Below are 17,305 nucleotides of genomic sequence, written 5' to 3'. Positions count from 1 at the left end.
TCCGAAACGGATAAACGTCGGGATTCAAGAGTCAAAGCGACCCCCCAGCGCCCGATGTGTCGCTGTTTTGAAATCTGTTGGTGACCCGGCGGACCTACGTGCCAGCGGTAGGCGCCGAGCGGCAGGAGGGGGCTACAGCCCGAGGTTTACGTACTTGATTTCGATGTATTCCTCGATGCCATACTTCGAGCCTTCGCGTCCCAGGCCCGAGGCTTTCACGCCACCGAAGGGCGCGACTTCCGATGAGATGGCGGCGGAATTTATGCCGACCATGCCGTACTCCAGCGATTCGGCCAGACGAAACATTCGTTTGACGTCCTGTGTGTAGAAATAAGCGGCCAGGCCGTACTCCGTGTCGTTGGCGCGGGCGAGCACCTCTGCTTCGTCATGAAAACGGAACAAGGGCGCCAGCGGACCGAATGTCTCTGCCGTGGCGACGGCCGCGTCGGCCGGCACGTCGGTCAGGATGGTGGGCTCAAAGAAGGTGCCACCCAAGGCATGAGGCTTGCCGCCAAGCAGCACCTTGGCGCCCTTGTCGACCGCGTCATCGATGTGCGACTGGATTTTCGTTACGGCGGCCTGGTCAATCAACGGGCCTAGCGTGACTCCGCGGTCCAGGCCATTGCCGACACGCAGGGCTTCGACGGCCTGTGTGAGTCGTTGCGCGAAGTCGCCGTAGACACTGTCGTGGACATACAGTCGATTGGCGCAGATACAGGTCTGCCCGTTGTTGCGATACTTTGAAATCATGGCGCCGGCCACGGCGGCATCCAGATCGGCATCCTCGAAAACGATGAACGGGGCATTGCCACCTAACTCCAGAGAGAGCTTCTTGATGTCGTGGGCGCACTGCGCCATCAAGCGCCGGCCGACCTGTGTCGAACCCGTGAAGCTCAGCTTTCTCACGATAGGGTTGCTGGTCAACTCAGCGCCAATCTCGATCGCGTGACCGGTGACGATATTGAAGACCCCCGCCGGGATGCCCGCCTGCTCTGCCAACGCGGCCAGCGCCAATGCCGAGAACGGCGTCTGCGGTGCGGGTTTGAGTACGATCGTGCAACCGGCGGCAAGTGCCGGGGCGACCTTGCGGGTGATCATGGCACTGGGAAAGTTCCAGGGCGTGATCGCAGCCGCAACACCGATGGGCTGCTTGAGTACGAGCATTTTTTTGTCTGCCTGAGGCGCGGGAATCACGTCGCCGTAAAGACGTTTCCCTTCCTCGGCGAACCACTCCACATAGGCCGCGGCGTACTCGATTTCGGCACGTGCTTCGGCAAGGGGTTTGCCCTGCTCGATCGTCATTAGATAGGCCAGCTCGTCCTGATGCTGGAGCATCAGTTCGAACCATTTGCGCAGCTTGATGGCACGGGTCTTCGCAGGCAGCGTTCGCCAGGCAGGCAGGGCCCGGTTAGCGGCCTGTATGGCATGACGGGTTTCCGTCGTGCCCATAAGGGGGACTGTTCCGAGCCTGTCGCCGGTGGCAGGGTTTCTGACCTCCTGCTGTGCGTGGTCTTTGGCATGCAACCATTGCCCGTCGATATAGGCTTGTTCTCTGAGTAGCGTGAGGGCGTTCATGGTGATTCAGTCCTTGCATCCTTCATGGCCATCTTGGGCCGCTGTTGCCGCTTGGGCCGGTCTGGGCCGAGGCGCCCACGAAGTGGCAGGGCGCAACAAAGCCCGGCCCGTTTGGCCGTGGTCTTGCGTCGATACAACAGATACGTGTCAGGCGCTTAACGGATGCTCCACTGCGCAACGGCGAGGCGTTTGACGCAGCGGAGCATGTGGCCTGGGTAGGTCAGCCTACCGGTGTGAATCGTTCCAGAGAAAAGGGGCGTGCCAGCATCGGCGCGGCCTGCTGGACGACAGAGGCGATGCCTGGGTCCGCAAGATGTCTTTCGAGTTCAGGGGCTCCGCGCCATTGTTCGACAAACAGCAGCTCCAGCGGTCTGTCGGCGGATGTGACCAGGTCGCACTGGATACAGCCCGGATCCTGTCGAATCGGCTCGATCAGGCTGATGAGCAGCTCGCGCACCTGCTTGAATGATTCGGGCCGGGCGGCAAAAGAGGCAATGACATGAAGTGCCATGGATAACTCCGTGAGCTAAGCAGTCAGTAGGCCCCGTCGAGCGGCGGCGAGTGCTGGCCGCTGCGCCGGTGCTTCATTCGAGAATCAATCGCGTGGAGTGACGCCCTTGCGGTAGGAGTTTTTGCGGACGATTTTCTGTCCGGAAAACTCCCACAGGTCGCAACCACGTACACACAGTTTTGCGCCATCGGCCAGCGTTCCGGTGAGCGCCCATTCGGAAACTGCCTTGTCGCCTGACACCCAATGGCCCTCGGGCTTGTAATGGGCATCGGGCAACAGCGCGTACCCGGCGGCAAATCCTGCGCGGATGGCGGCTTTGCCAACGAGGCGCTTGCCCCAGGGCTCTGGGCCGGCTGACGCCTCCCATATGCTGTCGTCAGCGAAAAACTCCATGATGGCGTCGAGATCGTGAGAGTTGAATGCCGCCATGATGGCGTCCAATGTGTCGATGGAAACGTGCTCGGGTTGGCTCATGATTCTGCCTGTCTAGAACTTGTTAAAGCCGATGGCGGCGAGTTGCTCGCGGCCGGAAGCGGTGATGTCGGCGGGCCGCCAACTGGGTTGCCAGACCCACTCGACCTCGAAATCCGTGTCCTGTGCCGCCAGTGTGGTCCGCATCTGGTCGGTCATTACCTTGGCCAAGGGGCAGGCCGGAGAGGTCAGTGTCATCGTGATCTTTGCCACACCGTCGTCTCGAAGCCTTACCTGACGCACGAAACCCATGTCGACGATATTGACGCCGAGATCCGGATCGAGGACGGCCTGCAGCGCTTGACGGATGGTGGTTTCCGCCTCCGTTTCCGGAGCAGGTGTCCATGATGGCGCGCCATCGAGCACGCCCTGGCCCACCTCGGTGGCGTCGACCTCGATACCGGGCTCCTGTCCGGGGGGGCGTAAGCGTCAAGGTTACGTCGCTGGTTGGACTGCTTATCCAATCGGCCAGACCATGGGCCTTGCGCCGGATACGGATGATGTGTTCGGCCTGTTTGACGCGCGCGCGGCTCAATACCAACGCATCCGGGTCGATGCCAGCCTGTTCGGCTTGCACCAGCGCTTTGTCCAGCAGGCGGGCGAGCTGTTCGCAAGTGGGGCCCGGACCAAAGCGCAGGCGATGGCGAGCCTTGCCCGCCTGGGTATTGATCACCCATTTCAGCGCGACGGCGGCCTCTGACTGTGCGAGCCTGAGTTGGGGCTCACGTACCATGATGACGTCTATCGCCTCGGCTACCGTGCTCATGCGTTTACCTCCCGTCGCTGCGGACGTGCGGGTTTGGGCAGCAGACTCTTGAGCTCAAAGGCGGGATCGGCGAGCTGCTCCTTGGTGACCTCATGGGGGATTGCCATGATCTTGCGCGCCTGCATCAAGTCCTGAGGCCGATTCAGGCACGTGATGGCCTTGATGCGTTTGCCATCCAGCGAGAACACGGACAGCGATTTTTCCTTGGCGGAGCCTCGGATCACTTCCACGCAGTCGCCGACCGCCTGCCCATAAGCCTGCAGGCTGTGTTCATACTGCTGTGACCAGAAAAAATGCTCTTCGGTAAACGGGACGGGTTGCCCGAGCAGGTTGCGCGCGACGTTTACGCCATGGCGCATGGCCGTGTCGTGATGCTCGACCCGGAACATACGGCCGTAGACCGGATGAAAGCGCGCGGCCACATCGCCGATGGCGTAAACATCAGGGGCGCTGGTACGCCCGTATTCGTCGGTCAGGATGCCGCCGTCGACCTCGATGCCCGCCTGCTCCGCCAGCTCGATGTTGGGCACCGACCCGATGGCGACCAGTACGTCGTCGCAGATCACCACTTCGCCGCGTCCGGTGGTCAACTCTACGTGGGTCGGAGTTTCGTTAATGGCGGCCACGATCTCGCCGGTGCGCATTTGCACACCGTGCTCTCGGTGGATATCGATCATCGCACGCCCTATTTCCTGACAGACGGCACGGCCCAGGGGGAGCGCACCTGGATCGAAAACGGTTACGCGCAGGCCTTTGGCCACGGCGAAGGCCGCGACCTCGCAACCGAGGAACCCCGCTCCGAGAACGGCCAGGTGGTGGCCAGGTACCAGCCGCTCACGTAGGCGCTCGGCGTCCGACAGCGACCGCATCACATGCACCCGGTCGCCGGCGAAACCTGGCAGAGTCTTGGCGCGCACGCCTGTGGCCAGAATCAGGGCATCGTAGGTCAATGAGCGCGCATCCGACAGCTCGACCTCCCGCTTTTCAGTGTCGATACGAACGGCTCTGGTCGACAAGAGCACGTCGACCTGATTATCGGCGTACCACTGCTGCGGATTGATGCGGAACTGGCCACGGTCGAACTGGCCGGTAAGCCAGTCTTTGGACAAGGGCGGACGTTCGTAAGGTAGGTCGGGCTCGTCGGTGACGATCACGATCTCTCCATCGAAGCCTGCATCGCGAAGTTCCTTGACGGCCGTCACCGCGGCCACGCCACCGCCAATGAAGATGAATCGCTTCATTCGACGCTCACTTGGATGTTTCCGGAGTCGTCTACCTGGCAGGGGTATTTGTGCAGCTGGCAGGTAGACGGATTGATGCCTTTGGCCGTGGTGACATCGAACTGCCAAAGATGTTGGGCGCACGTCAACACGCCGTCGCTGAGATCTCCATCGTGCAGCGGCCATTGCTGGTGCGGGCAGCGGTCGTGATAGGCATGTATGTCGCCGTCGGTATTGATTAACAGAACCTTCTTGCCGTTGACTTCGACCCCGGTCATCTCGCCTTCCCAGATGTCGTCGATGTGGGAGACCTCATGCCATTGCAATTTGGTGGATGCTTCGCTCATGGTTTTCTACTCCGTTTGGCTGCCGAAAAACTCGGTATGCAGCTTTTCGCGGGCTGCACGCGCCGTTGCCACCACTTCGTCGGAAGATCGATCAAGAAGAGGAGCCAAACCCGCCGCAGCGCGATCGGCGATCGCGGACCACTTGCCGATCCACTTCTGTAATGGCTTGACGTTCGTTTCGCGTTTGGTAATGGCGTAGCGTGCCAATGCACTGCTCCAGCGGTTTCGCCGTGCGCTGTCCTTTGCCAGCAGTTTGGACACCAACCAGTTTTGTTCGTCGCCGTTGTTTCGGCTGACCTCTCCGAGCTGATGCAGCAGGACGTTGTCCAAGGTGGGGCCGAGAACGAGATTGAGCGCAGTGAGTACCTCGCCCCAATCGTAGGTAATGAGCGCGCGTTCGATCGCTTCGCGAGTCGGCTGCCAGGCGGGGTTTTTCTCCCATAGTTCGCGTTCATTGACCCCGATGCCCGAGTCGGGATGAGCGATCTGCAGCGCACGGGTTCGATAGGCGATGGTCGTCACCCGACGCAGAAAGTCACCGCTCGCATAGCACGCGGCATTGGTGATATACGAACTTGGCGCGATATAGCCGAGATACGCCTGCGCCTGTTGAAACCCGTGTACGAGATAACGCTGAGGCGCGAGTGCTTGCGCCAGTATTCTTACTTGAGCGCTAGATAACCCGGCATCGGAACCGGAGTCGCCATATTGGTCCAGGACGCCGTCGAGCTTGGTCTGCTCGTTAGCCTGCAGGTTGACGTAGGCACGGTAATGAATCTGGTCCGGGTCGCGAAAACCATCCCAGTCATCTGTCTGCAAGGGGGAGTGTTCACGGTAGGTCATGAACCACAGATTGCCGGGCGAGGACGGATTCTGCTCGAATACGTTCTTACGTCCGGGAACGCGGCCGCGAGCATTCCAGTTCTGCGCATGCGTGACGATTTCGTATTCGCTCGGCATGCGCCGCACATTGCCAAAGGCACTGAAAGTGCGCATTTTTCGCTGTTTGGCTGCCGCGTTGTCGTTGGGCTGTGCACTCATTGTTTGTCTCCTTGCCGGGCGTCGCCGTTCGTGCGGGCGGCCGCTCCGCTGTACCAGGTAATAGAATCGCTTTCAGTTGCCACACGACCGAAGAACGATGACAGCACAGCCTCCAGCGAGCGGATGCGGTAGTCGGAGCCGAGGTAGTTCTGTAAGGACGACTCGGTCAGAACCAGCCGGTCCTCGGCTTGAACCCGCAGATAAGCGCCACGGTCGATGATCTCGATCTCGCGATCGGGGTTGTCATCTTCGATCGCGGCGACGATTTTGTCGGTCTCATCGCTGACGCGAAGCACCGGACCTACGGGATTCTTCATTCTGCAACTCCTGCAGGCAGTTCGTATTCCACGGCGATGTGATCGAGTGGTTTGATGTTGGCCTCGGCTACCGTGAGGTGTCCCGGCAGCTTCTTTCCGTGGTGTATGACGACCTTGGGATAGGGACGTGCCCGTACGCGGCGGCCTTCCGAGTGATAGGCCACTGCGACGGCGACCTCATCCATGGTGTTGGCCGTGGTCACAGGTACGAGAATGGCTACGAAATCGGTAGAAAAAATGGCGTTCAGAGGAACGACCTCGGGGGTGGCTTGCTGATCTGTCATGGTCGTCACGCTCCTGTCTGGATGATGCCTTTTGCTTCCCGGCCCACGTAGTCTTTGGCCCAGGCGTGATAGTCGACCTCTTCGCCCATGACATCGGGTGTGATCCCCATGTCGTCGAGAATGCCTTGCACCGTCGGCGGTTGAATGTCACCCGACAGAAAACGTGTCACCAGGGTTTTATGATTGACGTTGTCCCTGTCCTTCCACCAGATCTGCCGGCAGCCGTTGGTGCAGAAGTGCATCATCTTGCCGTTGTAGTTCAGTGAATGATCGCGGACGCGCCATTTGCCATCGCGCGATTGCGTCGGGTTGCACATCGGAAGATGGCAGGTCTCGCACAACCAGGGCAGCGTCTCGGGTAACAAGGTCGGGTTGATGTTTCCGGCGTTGACGTTGTCGATGATGACGTCCCACTTGTCGCCGTAGACCTTCTCCCAGTTGGGGTATTTTTCACGCAACCATTCGCGCTCGTCCTTTGATACACCCGCGCGTGGGTTCCACCACAGCGTTGGCCGCCACCACCAAAGGCCCATGTGCAGGCTGTGATGCCAGGTGTCCAGGCCGCGCATGAATTCATCCCAGAACCACGGTTTTTTCAGGCCGTAGTCTTCGATCGTGCGGATGAACTGGTCGACAATCCACTCTTCCATGAATTCGCGGAACGACTGCTTGCGGTGCTCCAGCGGCGTGTAGTAGTCCATCACTGGACCCGTCAGCGCGGCAAATGCTCGCGCGTTGGCCCAGAAGCCTTTGTCGATCACCCACTGAGCGCGCTGCGGATCGTGCTCGATCAGAATCTCCAGTGTGGCCACTCCTTGCTGAGAGTGTCGTGCCTCGTCGGTCTGGATAGTGGAGATCATGTTGGCGAAGTTGACATCGCCGGCTTCGAGCGCGTCCGCCGCAAGGGCGACGAACTGCAGGTTGGTGAATCCCGTCTCGAAGGTGAGTGGCAGCATCAGTGCGCAATCCACGGCGTTCGATGTGGTCATGAAACCATCGAAAAGCGTACGCAGTGCAACCGGCACCCAATCGTTCGTACTGTAGGTCTTCTGCGTCCAGTCGAACTGCGGATCCTTGGCTACGAGTTCGTGACCAAAGAACGTGTTCAGCGCATTGTGGCGCAGCTCATCGAGATGACCGTATATGGCCATGTTGCGCCAGGCGCCATTCAGGCCAAAGCGTGCCATCTTCAGCTCGGCCAGCGTCGCGGCATACTCGACTTGCGCCACGCCACCGAAGTGCTGCTTCGTTCCGGACTTCCAGCCTTCGTCGAGGTGGTCAAAGGTCTTGGTTCGCTGCAACGCTGCCTTCACGCCATAGGTTGCCGCTTCTTTTTCACGCTGCGTGTAAACGTACTCCGGGTAGCTGACCTTGTAGCCCTCTTCCCACTTCAACCAGGCTTCGCGCGGGACTTTACCTGTGCCTGTTAGCCAGTCCGGGTACACGGCTTCGTCGTCTACATAGGAAAGCGTTCAGTCCACATCACGGACGAATCCCTGCCATTCTTCACGCTTGAGTAATGTCATTTCTTGTCTCCTTCTACGGCAGCTCAGTCAACTTCAAAGTGGCCAAGCTGACGATTCACGCCGGCGTTGTCCCAATAAGCTCTTATGTTGTCGATCAGGCCCTCTTCATTGACGTGCAGAATGAAAAGATGAGGTTCGGCGAAGTACTGGCCTTTGGCGCTGATGAAGCCCCAGGCTGAGTCTTGTGTGCCGGTAATGTCGCAAGCAACGACGACGTCGCCGTCTTCGTTGCCGTCGATATGGAAGATCGTGTTGCCCAGATCAGGAAATGCGTTGATCAGGCCGCTCCAGATCACCCGGCCGACGGTACGGACCTTTCCGTCGCCGCGTACGACGCGTTGTTTGGCCCAGACTTCGAACGGGATGTACTCGAAGTTGGCGTTGTCGGTACAGAGATCAGACATGCCGGGTACATCGTGGTCGCGATAACGATCGAAGAACTCGGTGGCAATCTCGACGGGGGTTTGAGTGACGGTGGTGTTCATGAAGAGGCTCCAGTCAAACTATCGTGACGTGATCCTGGCGTTTGATGGCCAGACGTCGGTAGAGTTGGTTCTGACACCAGTACGCGTCGATACCGGTGATTGCGCCGGCCTCCACCGTAAAGCGCCAGGCGGTGTCCAGGTCGAGATGCTTTTCCTGGTTGATGGCGCCCAGGAAGTCGGCTGACTGGGTGCCTTCGAGTTTGAATTCGGCCACGGCCACGTTGCCCACGCTGATGACATTGCGGACCGTAATCAGCACATCGGGAAACGCGCGCACGATGTCGGTAAGCAACGTGTCAATGACGAGCTTCGGACCTTTGCGAATCTGCATGGGAAATACGGTGATCTGGGCATTTTCAGAAACCTGTTCGAGAGCAGCCGGGACGTCCTTGGCATGCAACGCGTTCAAGAAGCGGTTGACCGTCTGGCCTGATGTATCGGACATTGATGTCTCCTTATGAGCTTGGCTGCTGTCTTCAGGCAGAGGCACTGGACAGCGCTTTGACGACAGCTTCTGAGGTGGCTTCGGTCGAATTAGGGTTTTGGCCGGTGATCAGATTCCGATCGACGACGACGTGCGATGCCCAGGCGTAGGGCGCGTCGTCAAAAATAGCGCCTGCGTTTTGCAAGGCGTCCGCGAGGTACCAGGTCATGCCAAGTTGGCCGATGCGGTTCTGATCTTCTTCATCATTCGTGTAAGAGGTCATGCGATACCCCTCGAACAGCCATTGGCCGTCGGCGCGGTCCGGGGCCGAAAGCAGCATCGCCGGGCCATGACACAGCGAAGCGATGATCTTTCCGTCGGCATGGAGAATGCGCAGCAGTCGACTCAGATCCGGGTTGTCGGGCAGGTCCACCATAGGGCCATGACCGCCAGGTACGAATAGCGCGTCAAACTCTGCCATGGCGGCGTCCGTCAGCGACGAGAGGGCGACGGGGTTGTTGAAGCTGGTCAGTGCCGCCAACTTGGCCGCGCGCTCATCGGCCACCGCTTGCGAGGCTGCCTTCAGCTCGTCGATCGCTGCACGTATCGTTGATTCTGGCAGCCCCCCGGACATTCCTTCCTGGAGCATGACTTCGCTGAGCAGGCGCTTTTGGCGCCATGCGATCTTGGCGGCCTTGCTTAGCAGTTCGTGAGCCTGCTGTGGCGTGCTGCCCGTTGCAACGAGACGCTCGGCGAGGCGGCGTGAGGCCACGAGCTCTTGTTCGGTCGTGTGATGCAGGGTGATCCGGATGTCATCGGGATCATGGTGGAACGTGCGGTATACCGAGGCGAAGTAGTCGCGGTCGACGTCTGGATAGTGGAAAAAATGTTCCAGACCGTAGGGGTCAGGTACCGGTTTGTTGCCGTCCGGCGTCAGTACGACGACGTCAAAGCCGGCTGCGACAAATCGCTCGTACGACTTGAGCGCTTCTTCGGCCCAATAGCCAGTCGGATGCGCCGAACTTTCCTTCAGGTCGATGGCGTTGGCACTCGTCACGAGAAATGCGATGCGGGGCATGTGGTGTTCCTTCGAATTTAAGGATCTTGGCTTGCTGGCGCCGTCGGCAGCGCTCAGCCCTCTTCTCGGCGCAAAACGTCCTGAACCGCCGGGCGCTCAGCGACACGCTTGAGCCAAGCCTGCAGTCGCGGCAGACCCTTCAGATCCACGCCGACGGCATCGGCCCAGTTCGTGACGGCAAAAAGGTAAGCGTCGGCCACGCTGAAGCTCGCGCCGGTGAGGTGGTCGTGATGTTGCAGTTGGCTTTCCACCCATTCGTAGCGTGCGCGCAGCTTGGCGCGGGTGGCCTGTTGGAAGGCTTCGTCGGCGTCGGGTGAAAAGAGGATGTAGTAAACCGAGTGAAGTTCGGTTCCGATGAAGGCCAGCCATTGCGCCAACTGTGCACGGCGCACGGCATCGATGTTGCCCGAAGCGGTGTGTTCGGCCAGAAACTGAAGAATCGCCAGGGTTTCGTGCAGTCGCGTGCCATCGGGTAGTTCGAGCACCGGGACATATCCCAATGCATTGATGGCGAAGTAGTCGCCGCCGTCATCGAGCTGATGGGCATCGAGTGACACCTCGGCCAGTTCGAAATCGATCCCCGCTTCCTGTAGGGCGATATGTGGAGCCAACGAGCAGGAGCCGGGGCTGTAGTAAAGCTTCATGGATGAGTCTCGCGTAGTTGATCGTGTTGATAGGCCTATGGCTGCGAAGTATTGATTCCGCAGCGCTTTCGTCGTTAGCCAGAATCGGCATCAGGCTGCCTAGGGTTTTCCCATCCGAGGCTCGCGCTCGAGCGTGCAAGGCTTGCGGTGGTGGCGTTTTTTGTCGTTCCATGACAAACCTTTCCCACACAGCATGCGCATGGCGGGTTCGCCAAGCCGTGCGCTGCCAGTCATGCGTCCTGATCGGCCAGAGAGCGTGCGTGACGCTGCTGCAGGTCGGTGGTCAGTCCGTTTGGATGATCCGATTCAGGCCGAGCCAGTGGTGGCGTTGGGGTATGCCGTCGCTGCGCGACGTGGGCACGACGCTGCGAGAAAGCGCCATACACGGGAATGAATCGGTGTGAGTGGCGAGGCATCTTGTTCGGGTGCCATCGCTGGGCGTGAATTTTTTCTAGACGACTGGTCTAGTCATCGTTACACTGCTTGCATGAACACCGCAACCTCCAGGAGTACCGACGCCCGCGCGAAAATTCTCGCCAACGGGCAACGCATCATGTCCGGCAAAGGTTTTGCCGCCGTCGGCATCAATGAGATTTTGGTTGCCGCAGGGGTTCCCAAAGGGTCGTTCTATCACTACTTTGATTCCAAGGATGCCTACGGAGAGGCACTTCTCGAAAATTATTTCGAGGAGTATCTCGCAGGGTTGGAAGCCACGCTGACTGCGCCTGGGCAGAGCGTGGCCGAGCGGCTGATGAATTATTGGCAGGAATGGCAGGAGGTTCAGTCTTTCTCCGGGTGCCAGGGAAAATGCCTGACGGTCAAGCTCGGCGCGGAAGTGGCCGACCTGTCCGAGGCGATGCGTTTATCGCTCAAGCGGGGGTCGACCAGTGTGATTGCCCGTCTGGCGCAAGCCATTGAAGAAGGTGTCTTGGAGGGGTCGGTAGCCATTGACGGCAAACCGGCAGAGGTCGCTCAAACGCTGTATCAGTTGTGGGTCGGCGCCAGCGTGATGGCCAAAATCGTGCGCAGTACACAACCCTTCGAGAGCGCACTGGCCGCGACTCGCCTAGCTTTGCATCTGCCCGCCTGACCAGAGGCGGGATGCGCTTCTAGTGAAGCGCCTTTTTTGTCAGTGTTTTATATACGACCGGTCTAATTTAATTTCAATCTGGAGTAACCCCATGAAAATCCTGATGGTCCTGACCTCGCACGATGAACTCGGCAACACAGGTCGCAAGACCGGTCTGTGGCTCGAAGAGCTGGCCGCGCCCTATTACGCCTTCAAAGAGGCAGGTGCGCAGGTCGTGCTGGCTTCCCCCAAGGCAGGCAAGGCGCCGGTCGATCCTTTGAGTCAGGACGAGACCTATCAGACTGACGATAGCCGCCGTTTCGAGAACGATGCCCTGGCTCAGGCTCAACTGGCCAATACAGAGCGTCTGGATTCGGTGTCTTCGGACCAGTTTGATGGCGTGTTCTATCCGGGTGGCCACGGCCCCTTGTGGGACCTGGCGCAGGACCCGACATCCATCGCGCTGATCGAGTCTTTTCTCGCGGCGAACAAACCCGTTGCTCTGGTCTGCCACGGCCCCGGTGTGTTGCGAAACGCCAAGGCTGCGAACGGGCAGCCCCTGGTGCAAGGGCGCGAGGTGACGGGTTTTACCAACAGCGAAGAGGTCACCGCAGGAGCAACGGACATCGTGCCTTTCTCGGTGGAGGATGAACTCAAGGCCAAGGGGGGCAAGTTCTCGCGCGCCGCAGACTGGACTCCTCATGCGGTGGCCGACGGTCTGCTGATCACGGGGCAAAATCCTGCCTCCTCGCACGCAACGGCGGCGTTGCTGCTCAAGCAATTGGCAGGCGCAAGCGCCAAGGCGTAAGTCGCAGCGGCGGTGATGCGCTCACGTTCATCACCGCGCCCTGCCAGGCTGGCTGTTGTATCGCCCAGCCCGAGCGTTTCGCACCGTCATTGACCGAAAAACGTAAGAACTGAGCTCTACGCTCATTTCATAAGAACACGAACGGAGACAGCGATGAACCAACCCTTGACTCGCCCCAAGCAAGAGTCGGCATTGCCTGCGAAGAACCTCATTGCCCGAGCCAACTGCAGCGACGTCGTCGAACAGGCGGACGCCTTGCCGTTCTGGCAGCAGGACTACACCCAACTTAGTGCCGGGAGTTTCAGGGGGAGCGTCGACAGCGTATCGATGCCTAATCTCCAGGTCTTTCGCGAAAGCATGAATCGGGCGGTGGATGAGCAGGCTTACGCGCCCCAGGGAACGTAGGTAATCGGTGTTCCGTCCGTGGTTCAGGGCGCATCGTTGTGGAACAACCTGCATATGCCACTCGATGCCGTGATAACGCTGGATGTGGGAACGACATTGAGTTTCAGGACGGCCGAGGTCTCTGAAATCACGGCAGCAGCCGTGCGGTCAAACATTATCGAAGCCTATGCTGAGACGGTCGAGGAGGTCGATTGGCGTGCCTTGTTGCGCGCCCGCGCGTCCGTTGAGCCGATTCCTGCGTCGCAGGCCGAACGCATGCGCCTGCGATTCGCCAATGCGTTGAGCAGCATCAGCGGGCGGGACGAACCCTTGTTTGAGTGCGGGCCCAGCGGGTACAGCCAGTTCGAGTTGGATGTGCTGGCCCTGTGCGTGGATGCAATGATGGGCACCCGCGATCATCGCGTCGCCCGCCAGAGCAAGGTGCAGCGGTATATCGTCGACCGCGTTCGTGACTGTATTCTGGAGCGGCCAGACAATCCTCCTTCCATTGGCGAGTTGTGTCTGATGCTGCGCATCAGTCGGCGCACGTTGAATCAAACGTTTCAGCACGCGCTCGGAGCCAACCCCGTGACCTACGCCCGTAACGTACGGCTCAACCGTGTCCGCCGTGAGCTGTTGCTCGCCACCCCCCAGCAGGGCAACGTATCACAGGTCGCCACTCGTTGGGGCTTCGATCATATGGGACGGTTTTCCAGCCATTACCGTGCGCTGTTTGGTGAGCTGCCCTCTGTGACGCTCTTGCGTGAGGCAGTCAGTCAGGATGAGCCATCAGGGGCGCCCGGCAGTAACGAGGCGCTCGCACTGGCACGCTAGCTGTGAACTGTCAATAGGTTGTATTCGTCCAGGTTGAGTCTGGAGATGGGTACAGCGCGCCCGATGCCGTGGTGGGGTCGATGCCAGTTGTAGTGGTGTAGCCAGGATTTCATGGCATCGGCTCGGTGTTGGGAGTTCTGGTAGGTGTGAGCGTAAGCCCACTCACGCAAGGCCGACTGGATGAAGCGTTCGGCCTTGCCATTGGTCTGTGGGCGGTAAGGTCGGGTAAAGCGGTGCTTGATGCCCAGCTCATGGCACAGCGCGGCGAAGGCGCGGCTGCGAAAGGCCGAGCCATTGTCGGTGAGCAAGCGCTGGATGGTCACGCCCAGGCGCTGGTAGTAGGCCACTGCGTCCTTGAGGAACTGGACGGCGCTGGGGAAGCGCTCGTCGGGGTGGATGTCGGTGAAGGCCACGCGGGCGTGGTCATCGATGGCCACGAAGACGAAGTCCCAGCCGGGCCCCCTCAACGGTATCGCGTCGGTTGCCCGTGACCCGGTGGCCAGGGCGCTGGATACGTCCCAGCTTCTTGATGTCGATGTGCAGCAGATCGCCGGGGGCCTGATGCTCGTAGCGCACCACCGGCTCGGCCGGCTCCAGGTCGGCCAGGTGCGACAGACCGGCGCGGGCCAGGACGCGGCTGACGGTGCTGGCTGACACGCCCAGCGCCTGGGCGATGCGCGCTTGGGTCAGCCGCTTGCGGCGCAGCTCCACGATAGCCAGCGCCTTGGCCGGCGCAATCGCTCGGGGCGAGACCGTCGGGCGCGAGGACGCATCGGCCAAGCCCGCCTGGCCCTGAGCCAGGAAGCGGCCCAGCCATTTGCGCACAGTCGGCGCGGTGACCCCATGGGCGCGGGCCGCTTCAGGCACACAAACTTGATGGGCGATCAATTGCTGGACCATTTCGAGTCGACGTAGGAAGGTCAATCGGGCATGCTTATGGGTGTTCATCCGGCCGGGCTCCTTGAGTGAACTGGGGGGTTGGCGATTTTCAGTTTCTCAAATCCGGTTCGGATGAACCATGCATACAACCTATTGAATCTTCACAGCTAGACCGCTCTGGCCACGCGCGCGCGTGGCCAGCGCTACCTGCGCCCGTGCGTGGATGTTCGGCCGCGGGCTCAATGGCCCTGGACTGGACGCGCCAGCGGAAACCCCCCCTTTCGCGCGAAAGGAGGTTTTCAAGATTGGCAGAGCTTACTCGGGCCGTCTCGGGCAGTCGGCCGAGGAGCCCCAGGCGCGATTGGGGGCACAGTATTTATTACGAGCGGCCCAGGAGCAGCTGGGACGCTCGAAGAATCCGAGCGTCGCGCAGTGATCGAGTTCGCTGCGCAGTTGCTGCTGCCAGTTGGCGGGCGCGCGCGGGGCCTGGGTCTGGGGAGTGTTCAGCGCCACCGGGGGATTGACGCGTGTGACGCCGGCCTGTTGGACGGGCGGCGCGGCCGGCGGCGCAATGCCGGGCAGCGCCGTCTGTTGCAGGTCCAGCGTCGAGACGTCGGAAGGGCCATTAGGCAGCGGCACCTCCGAATCTGCGGCCAGCTCGCGCGCGCGGTCCATGGAGATGCTGTCGCGCGAGATCTGCACCGACGGGTCGCTGTTGGTGTCAAACAGCGATACGGTGTTGACGGCCCACTCACGGGTGGCCGGTTGCTCGGGCACGCCCAGCGTGCCGTCAGTGCGGGGTTGGGGGGGCTGCGCCACATACGGACGCCCATTGGCATCCAGGACGGCCTGATCCGCGTCGCCCTTTTCCTGGTCCGGGGACTCGCTGGCCGCCGGGGCATGAGCCACCAGCCAATCTCCGAGCTGCACGCCGCCCCAGGCGGCTGCAGCCAGGGCGACCAGAAGCGTTGCGAACAATAAACGCCAAGACATTGCTAACCTCGTTTGCTCTGCGGTGTTTGACCGGGCTTAGGCTTTGTCTCCAAAAACCTTGCCACCATGCTCGCGCATGGCATGGAACTTCACATCCGGATACAGTTCTTCGGCGACGCGCAATTGCGCCGACGAGCCGATCAAGAAAGCCGCCGCATCGACCACATCATAGGCGATATGAGCGGCATTGGCATCCATGAACTTGCGCAGCGCTTTGGGATTGTCCGACGTGATCCAGCGCGCCATCGTATAGCGTGAAGGCAACATCCGGGCATCGACGCCATACTCGGTTTTCAGGCGGTGGGCCACGACTTCAAACTGCAATTGACCGACCGCCCCCAGCAGCAAGGCCCCGCCGGCGACTTCGGGACGGAACACCTGGATGGCGCCCTCTTCGCCCAACTGGGTCAGGCCGATACGCAGTTGCTTGGTGCGCAGCGGGTCCTTGACTTCGACGGCCTGGAACAGTTCCGGCGCGAAGAAAGGCAGGCCGGTGAAATGCAGCGCTTCGCCTTCGGTGAGCACGTCGCCAAGTTGCAGGACGCCGTGGTTGGGGATGCCGATGACATCACCCGCATAGGCCTCATCCAGCAGCTCGCGCCGTTGCGACAGGAAGGACACAACGTTGTTGGGCCGCATTTCCTTGTTGGTACGCACCACCTTCAGACGCATGCCGCGCTCAAAGCGCCCCGAGCTCACGCGCACGAAGGCCACACGGTCGCGGTGAGCAGGGTCCATATTGGCCTGTACTTTGAACACGACGCCGGTGAACTTGGGCTCTTCGGGTTTGACCTCGCGCTCGAGCGCCTGCCGGGCGCCTGGCTTGGGCGCCAGTTCGACCAGGGCATCGAGCACTTCCTGAACGCCGAAGTTATTGATGGCCGAACCGAAGAACACCGGGGTCTGCTTTCCGGCCAGAAAGGCAGCGTGGTCGAACGCCGGGGCGGCTTCGTTGATCAGTTCGATCTCGCCGCTGGCCTGCTCGAATGCCTGGCCGAAGCGTTGCGAGATCTCCGGGTTGTTCAGGCCTTCGATGAATTCATCGTCGTCATTGCGGCGCTCCTGGCCGGCGCGGAACAGGCGCATGCGGTCACGGCGAATGTCGAACACGCCTCCAAAGGCCTTGCCCATGCCGACGGGCCAGGAAAACGGCACGGCATCCATGCCCAGGTGGCCTTCGATCTCCGAGAGCAGCTCAAGCGGCTCGCGGACTTCACGGTCCATCTTGTTGATGAAGGTGATGATGGGCGTATTGCGTGCGCGGCAGACCTGCAGCAGCCGTATGGTCTGGGGTTCGACGCCATTGGCCGCATCGATCACCATGAGCGCGGCGTCGACGGCCGTCAGAACCCGATAGGTGTCTTCGGAGAAGTCCTGGTGGCCCGGGGTGTCCAGCAGGTTGATGACGCAATCGCGGTACTCCATCTGCATGACCGAAGAGGCCACGGAAATACCGCGCTGCTTTTCGATCTCCATCCAGTCGGAGGACGCATGCCGTGAGGCTTTGCGAGCCTTGACGCTGCCGGCGATCTGGATGGCACCGGCGAACAGCAGGAGCTTTTCGGTCAGCGTGGTTTTACCCGCGTCAGGGTGGGAAACGATGGCGAAGGTGCGTCGCCGTGCGACTTCTTGAGGAATGTTCATAGCGA

At 60.5% G+C, this 17,305-nt stretch carries 20 protein-coding genes and 2 pseudogenes; 4 read left to right on the top strand and 18 right to left on the bottom strand.

Features of this window, described 5'->3' with window-relative positions:
• Positions 1–132: 132 nt before the first annotated feature.
• The 15 genes and pseudogenes from gabD to gstA form a co-directional block, all read right to left on the bottom strand.
• Positions 133–1,575 carry an NADP-dependent succinate-semialdehyde dehydrogenase gene (gabD, locus tag LK440_RS16035; RefSeq protein WP_005017489.1) on the bottom strand — a complete coding sequence of 481 codons (1,443 nt, stop codon included), beginning with the start codon at positions 1,573–1,575 and terminating at the stop codon, positions 133–135.
• Positions 1,576–1,795: 220 nt separating this feature from the next.
• Positions 1,796–2,086, bottom strand: a complete 291-nt coding sequence (locus tag LK440_RS16030; RefSeq protein ID WP_005017490.1) for a putative quinol monooxygenase — start codon at positions 2,084–2,086, stop codon at positions 1,796–1,798.
• An 84-nt stretch (positions 2,087–2,170) separates the two neighbouring features.
• Complete coding sequence (locus LK440_RS16025) at positions 2,171–2,560, bottom strand: nuclear transport factor 2 family protein (RefSeq protein ID WP_005017495.1); 390 nt, start codon at positions 2,558–2,560, stop codon at positions 2,171–2,173.
• 12 nt (positions 2,561–2,572) lie between these two features.
• The gene (locus LK440_RS16020; protein ID WP_017685845.1) at positions 2,573–2,935 is read right to left on the bottom strand and encodes a metal-sulfur cluster assembly factor; all 363 of its coding nucleotides are present in this window, start codon (positions 2,933–2,935) and stop codon (positions 2,573–2,575) included.
• A 106-nt stretch (positions 2,936–3,041) separates the two neighbouring features.
• Positions 3,042–3,290 (bottom strand): annotated as a pseudogene (locus tag LK440_RS18145) (uL22 family ribosomal protein); the annotation flags it as partial.
• A gap of 29 nt (positions 3,291–3,319) precedes the next feature.
• Positions 3,320–4,564, bottom strand: a complete 1,245-nt coding sequence (locus LK440_RS16010) for an NAD(P)/FAD-dependent oxidoreductase (protein WP_005017497.1) — start codon at positions 4,562–4,564, stop codon at positions 3,320–3,322.
• A complete protein-coding gene (locus tag LK440_RS16005; RefSeq protein WP_005017499.1) occupies positions 4,561–4,890 on the bottom strand; it encodes a Rieske (2Fe-2S) protein in 330 nt (109 codons plus the stop codon). The genes LK440_RS16010 and LK440_RS16005 overlap by 4 nt, the downstream gene beginning before the upstream one ends.
• Positions 4,891–4,896: 6 nt before the next feature.
• The gene (locus LK440_RS16000; protein ID WP_005017502.1) at positions 4,897–5,931 is read right to left on the bottom strand and encodes a ferritin family protein; all 1,035 of its coding nucleotides are present in this window, start codon (positions 5,929–5,931) and stop codon (positions 4,897–4,899) included.
• Positions 5,928–6,248, bottom strand: a complete 321-nt coding sequence (locus LK440_RS15995) for an MmoB/DmpM family protein (protein WP_005017505.1) — start codon at positions 6,246–6,248, stop codon at positions 5,928–5,930. The genes LK440_RS16000 and LK440_RS15995 overlap by 4 nt, the downstream gene beginning before the upstream one ends.
• A complete protein-coding gene (locus tag LK440_RS15990) occupies positions 6,245–6,532 on the bottom strand; it encodes a toluene-4-monooxygenase system B family protein (RefSeq protein ID WP_005017507.1) in 288 nt (95 codons plus the stop codon). Before LK440_RS15990 ends, LK440_RS15995 begins: the two co-directional genes overlap by 4 nt.
• A 5-nt stretch (positions 6,533–6,537) precedes the next feature.
• A complete protein-coding gene (locus LK440_RS15985) occupies positions 6,538–7,977 on the bottom strand; it encodes a ferritin family protein (protein WP_080601045.1) in 1,440 nt (479 codons plus the stop codon).
• 104 nt (positions 7,978–8,081) lie between these two features.
• Positions 8,082–8,543 (bottom strand): nuclear transport factor 2 family protein, encoded by a 462-nt coding sequence (locus LK440_RS15980; protein WP_005017510.1) that lies wholly within the window; start codon positions 8,541–8,543, stop codon positions 8,082–8,084.
• Between the two features lie 13 nt (positions 8,544–8,556).
• Positions 8,557–8,988, bottom strand: a complete 432-nt coding sequence (locus LK440_RS15975; protein WP_005017513.1) for a nuclear transport factor 2 family protein — start codon at positions 8,986–8,988, stop codon at positions 8,557–8,559.
• 31 nt (positions 8,989–9,019) lie between these two features.
• Positions 9,020–10,045, bottom strand: coding sequence for a type 1 glutamine amidotransferase domain-containing protein (locus LK440_RS15970; protein ID WP_005017514.1), 1,026 nt, complete (start codon positions 10,043–10,045; stop codon positions 9,020–9,022).
• A 53-nt stretch (positions 10,046–10,098) separates the two neighbouring features.
• Complete coding sequence (gene gstA / locus LK440_RS15965; RefSeq protein WP_005017518.1) at positions 10,099–10,689, bottom strand: glutathione transferase GstA; 591 nt, start codon at positions 10,687–10,689, stop codon at positions 10,099–10,101.
• 487 nt (positions 10,690–11,176) lie between these two features.
• On the opposite strand from gstA, the gene LK440_RS15960 reads away from it, so the two are divergent.
• From LK440_RS15960 to LK440_RS15945, 4 genes are all read left to right on the top strand, one after another.
• Positions 11,177–11,779, top strand: coding sequence for a TetR/AcrR family transcriptional regulator (locus LK440_RS15960; protein WP_017685843.1), 603 nt, complete (start codon positions 11,177–11,179; stop codon positions 11,777–11,779).
• 91 nt (positions 11,780–11,870) lie between these two features.
• Positions 11,871–12,566, top strand: coding sequence for a type 1 glutamine amidotransferase domain-containing protein (locus LK440_RS15955; protein ID WP_005017522.1), 696 nt, complete (start codon positions 11,871–11,873; stop codon positions 12,564–12,566).
• 153 nt (positions 12,567–12,719) lie between these two features.
• The gene (locus LK440_RS15950; protein WP_017685842.1) at positions 12,720–12,971 is read left to right on the top strand and encodes a hypothetical protein; all 252 of its coding nucleotides are present in this window, start codon (positions 12,720–12,722) and stop codon (positions 12,969–12,971) included.
• Between the two features lie 36 nt (positions 12,972–13,007).
• Positions 13,008–13,784 carry a helix-turn-helix domain-containing protein gene (locus LK440_RS15945; protein ID WP_135238888.1) on the top strand — a complete coding sequence of 259 codons (777 nt, stop codon included), beginning with the start codon at positions 13,008–13,010 and terminating at the stop codon, positions 13,782–13,784.
• Here LK440_RS15945 and LK440_RS15940 read toward each other — a convergent pair.
• From LK440_RS15940 to LK440_RS15930, 3 genes and pseudogenes are all read right to left on the bottom strand, one after another.
• Positions 13,781–14,732, bottom strand: a pseudogene (locus tag LK440_RS15940) (IS481-like element IS481 family transposase). The gene LK440_RS15945 and the pseudogene LK440_RS15940 overlap by 4 nt on opposite strands.
• 246 nt (positions 14,733–14,978) lie before the next feature.
• Positions 14,979–15,656, bottom strand: a complete 678-nt coding sequence (locus LK440_RS15935; RefSeq protein WP_005020321.1) for a hypothetical protein — start codon at positions 15,654–15,656, stop codon at positions 14,979–14,981.
• Between the two features lie 36 nt (positions 15,657–15,692).
• The gene (locus LK440_RS15930; protein ID WP_005017529.1) at positions 15,693–17,300 is read right to left on the bottom strand and encodes a peptide chain release factor 3; all 1,608 of its coding nucleotides are present in this window, start codon (positions 17,298–17,300) and stop codon (positions 15,693–15,695) included.
• Positions 17,301–17,305: the final 5 nt, after the last annotated feature.

This window comes from Bordetella holmesii, from assembly GCF_020735985.1.
GTDB lineage: Bacteria > Pseudomonadota > Gammaproteobacteria > Burkholderiales > Burkholderiaceae_B > Bordetella > Bordetella holmesii.
The sequence above is the reverse complement of the archived record's forward strand: the minus strand, read 5'-3'. Positions and strand labels throughout refer to the sequence as shown.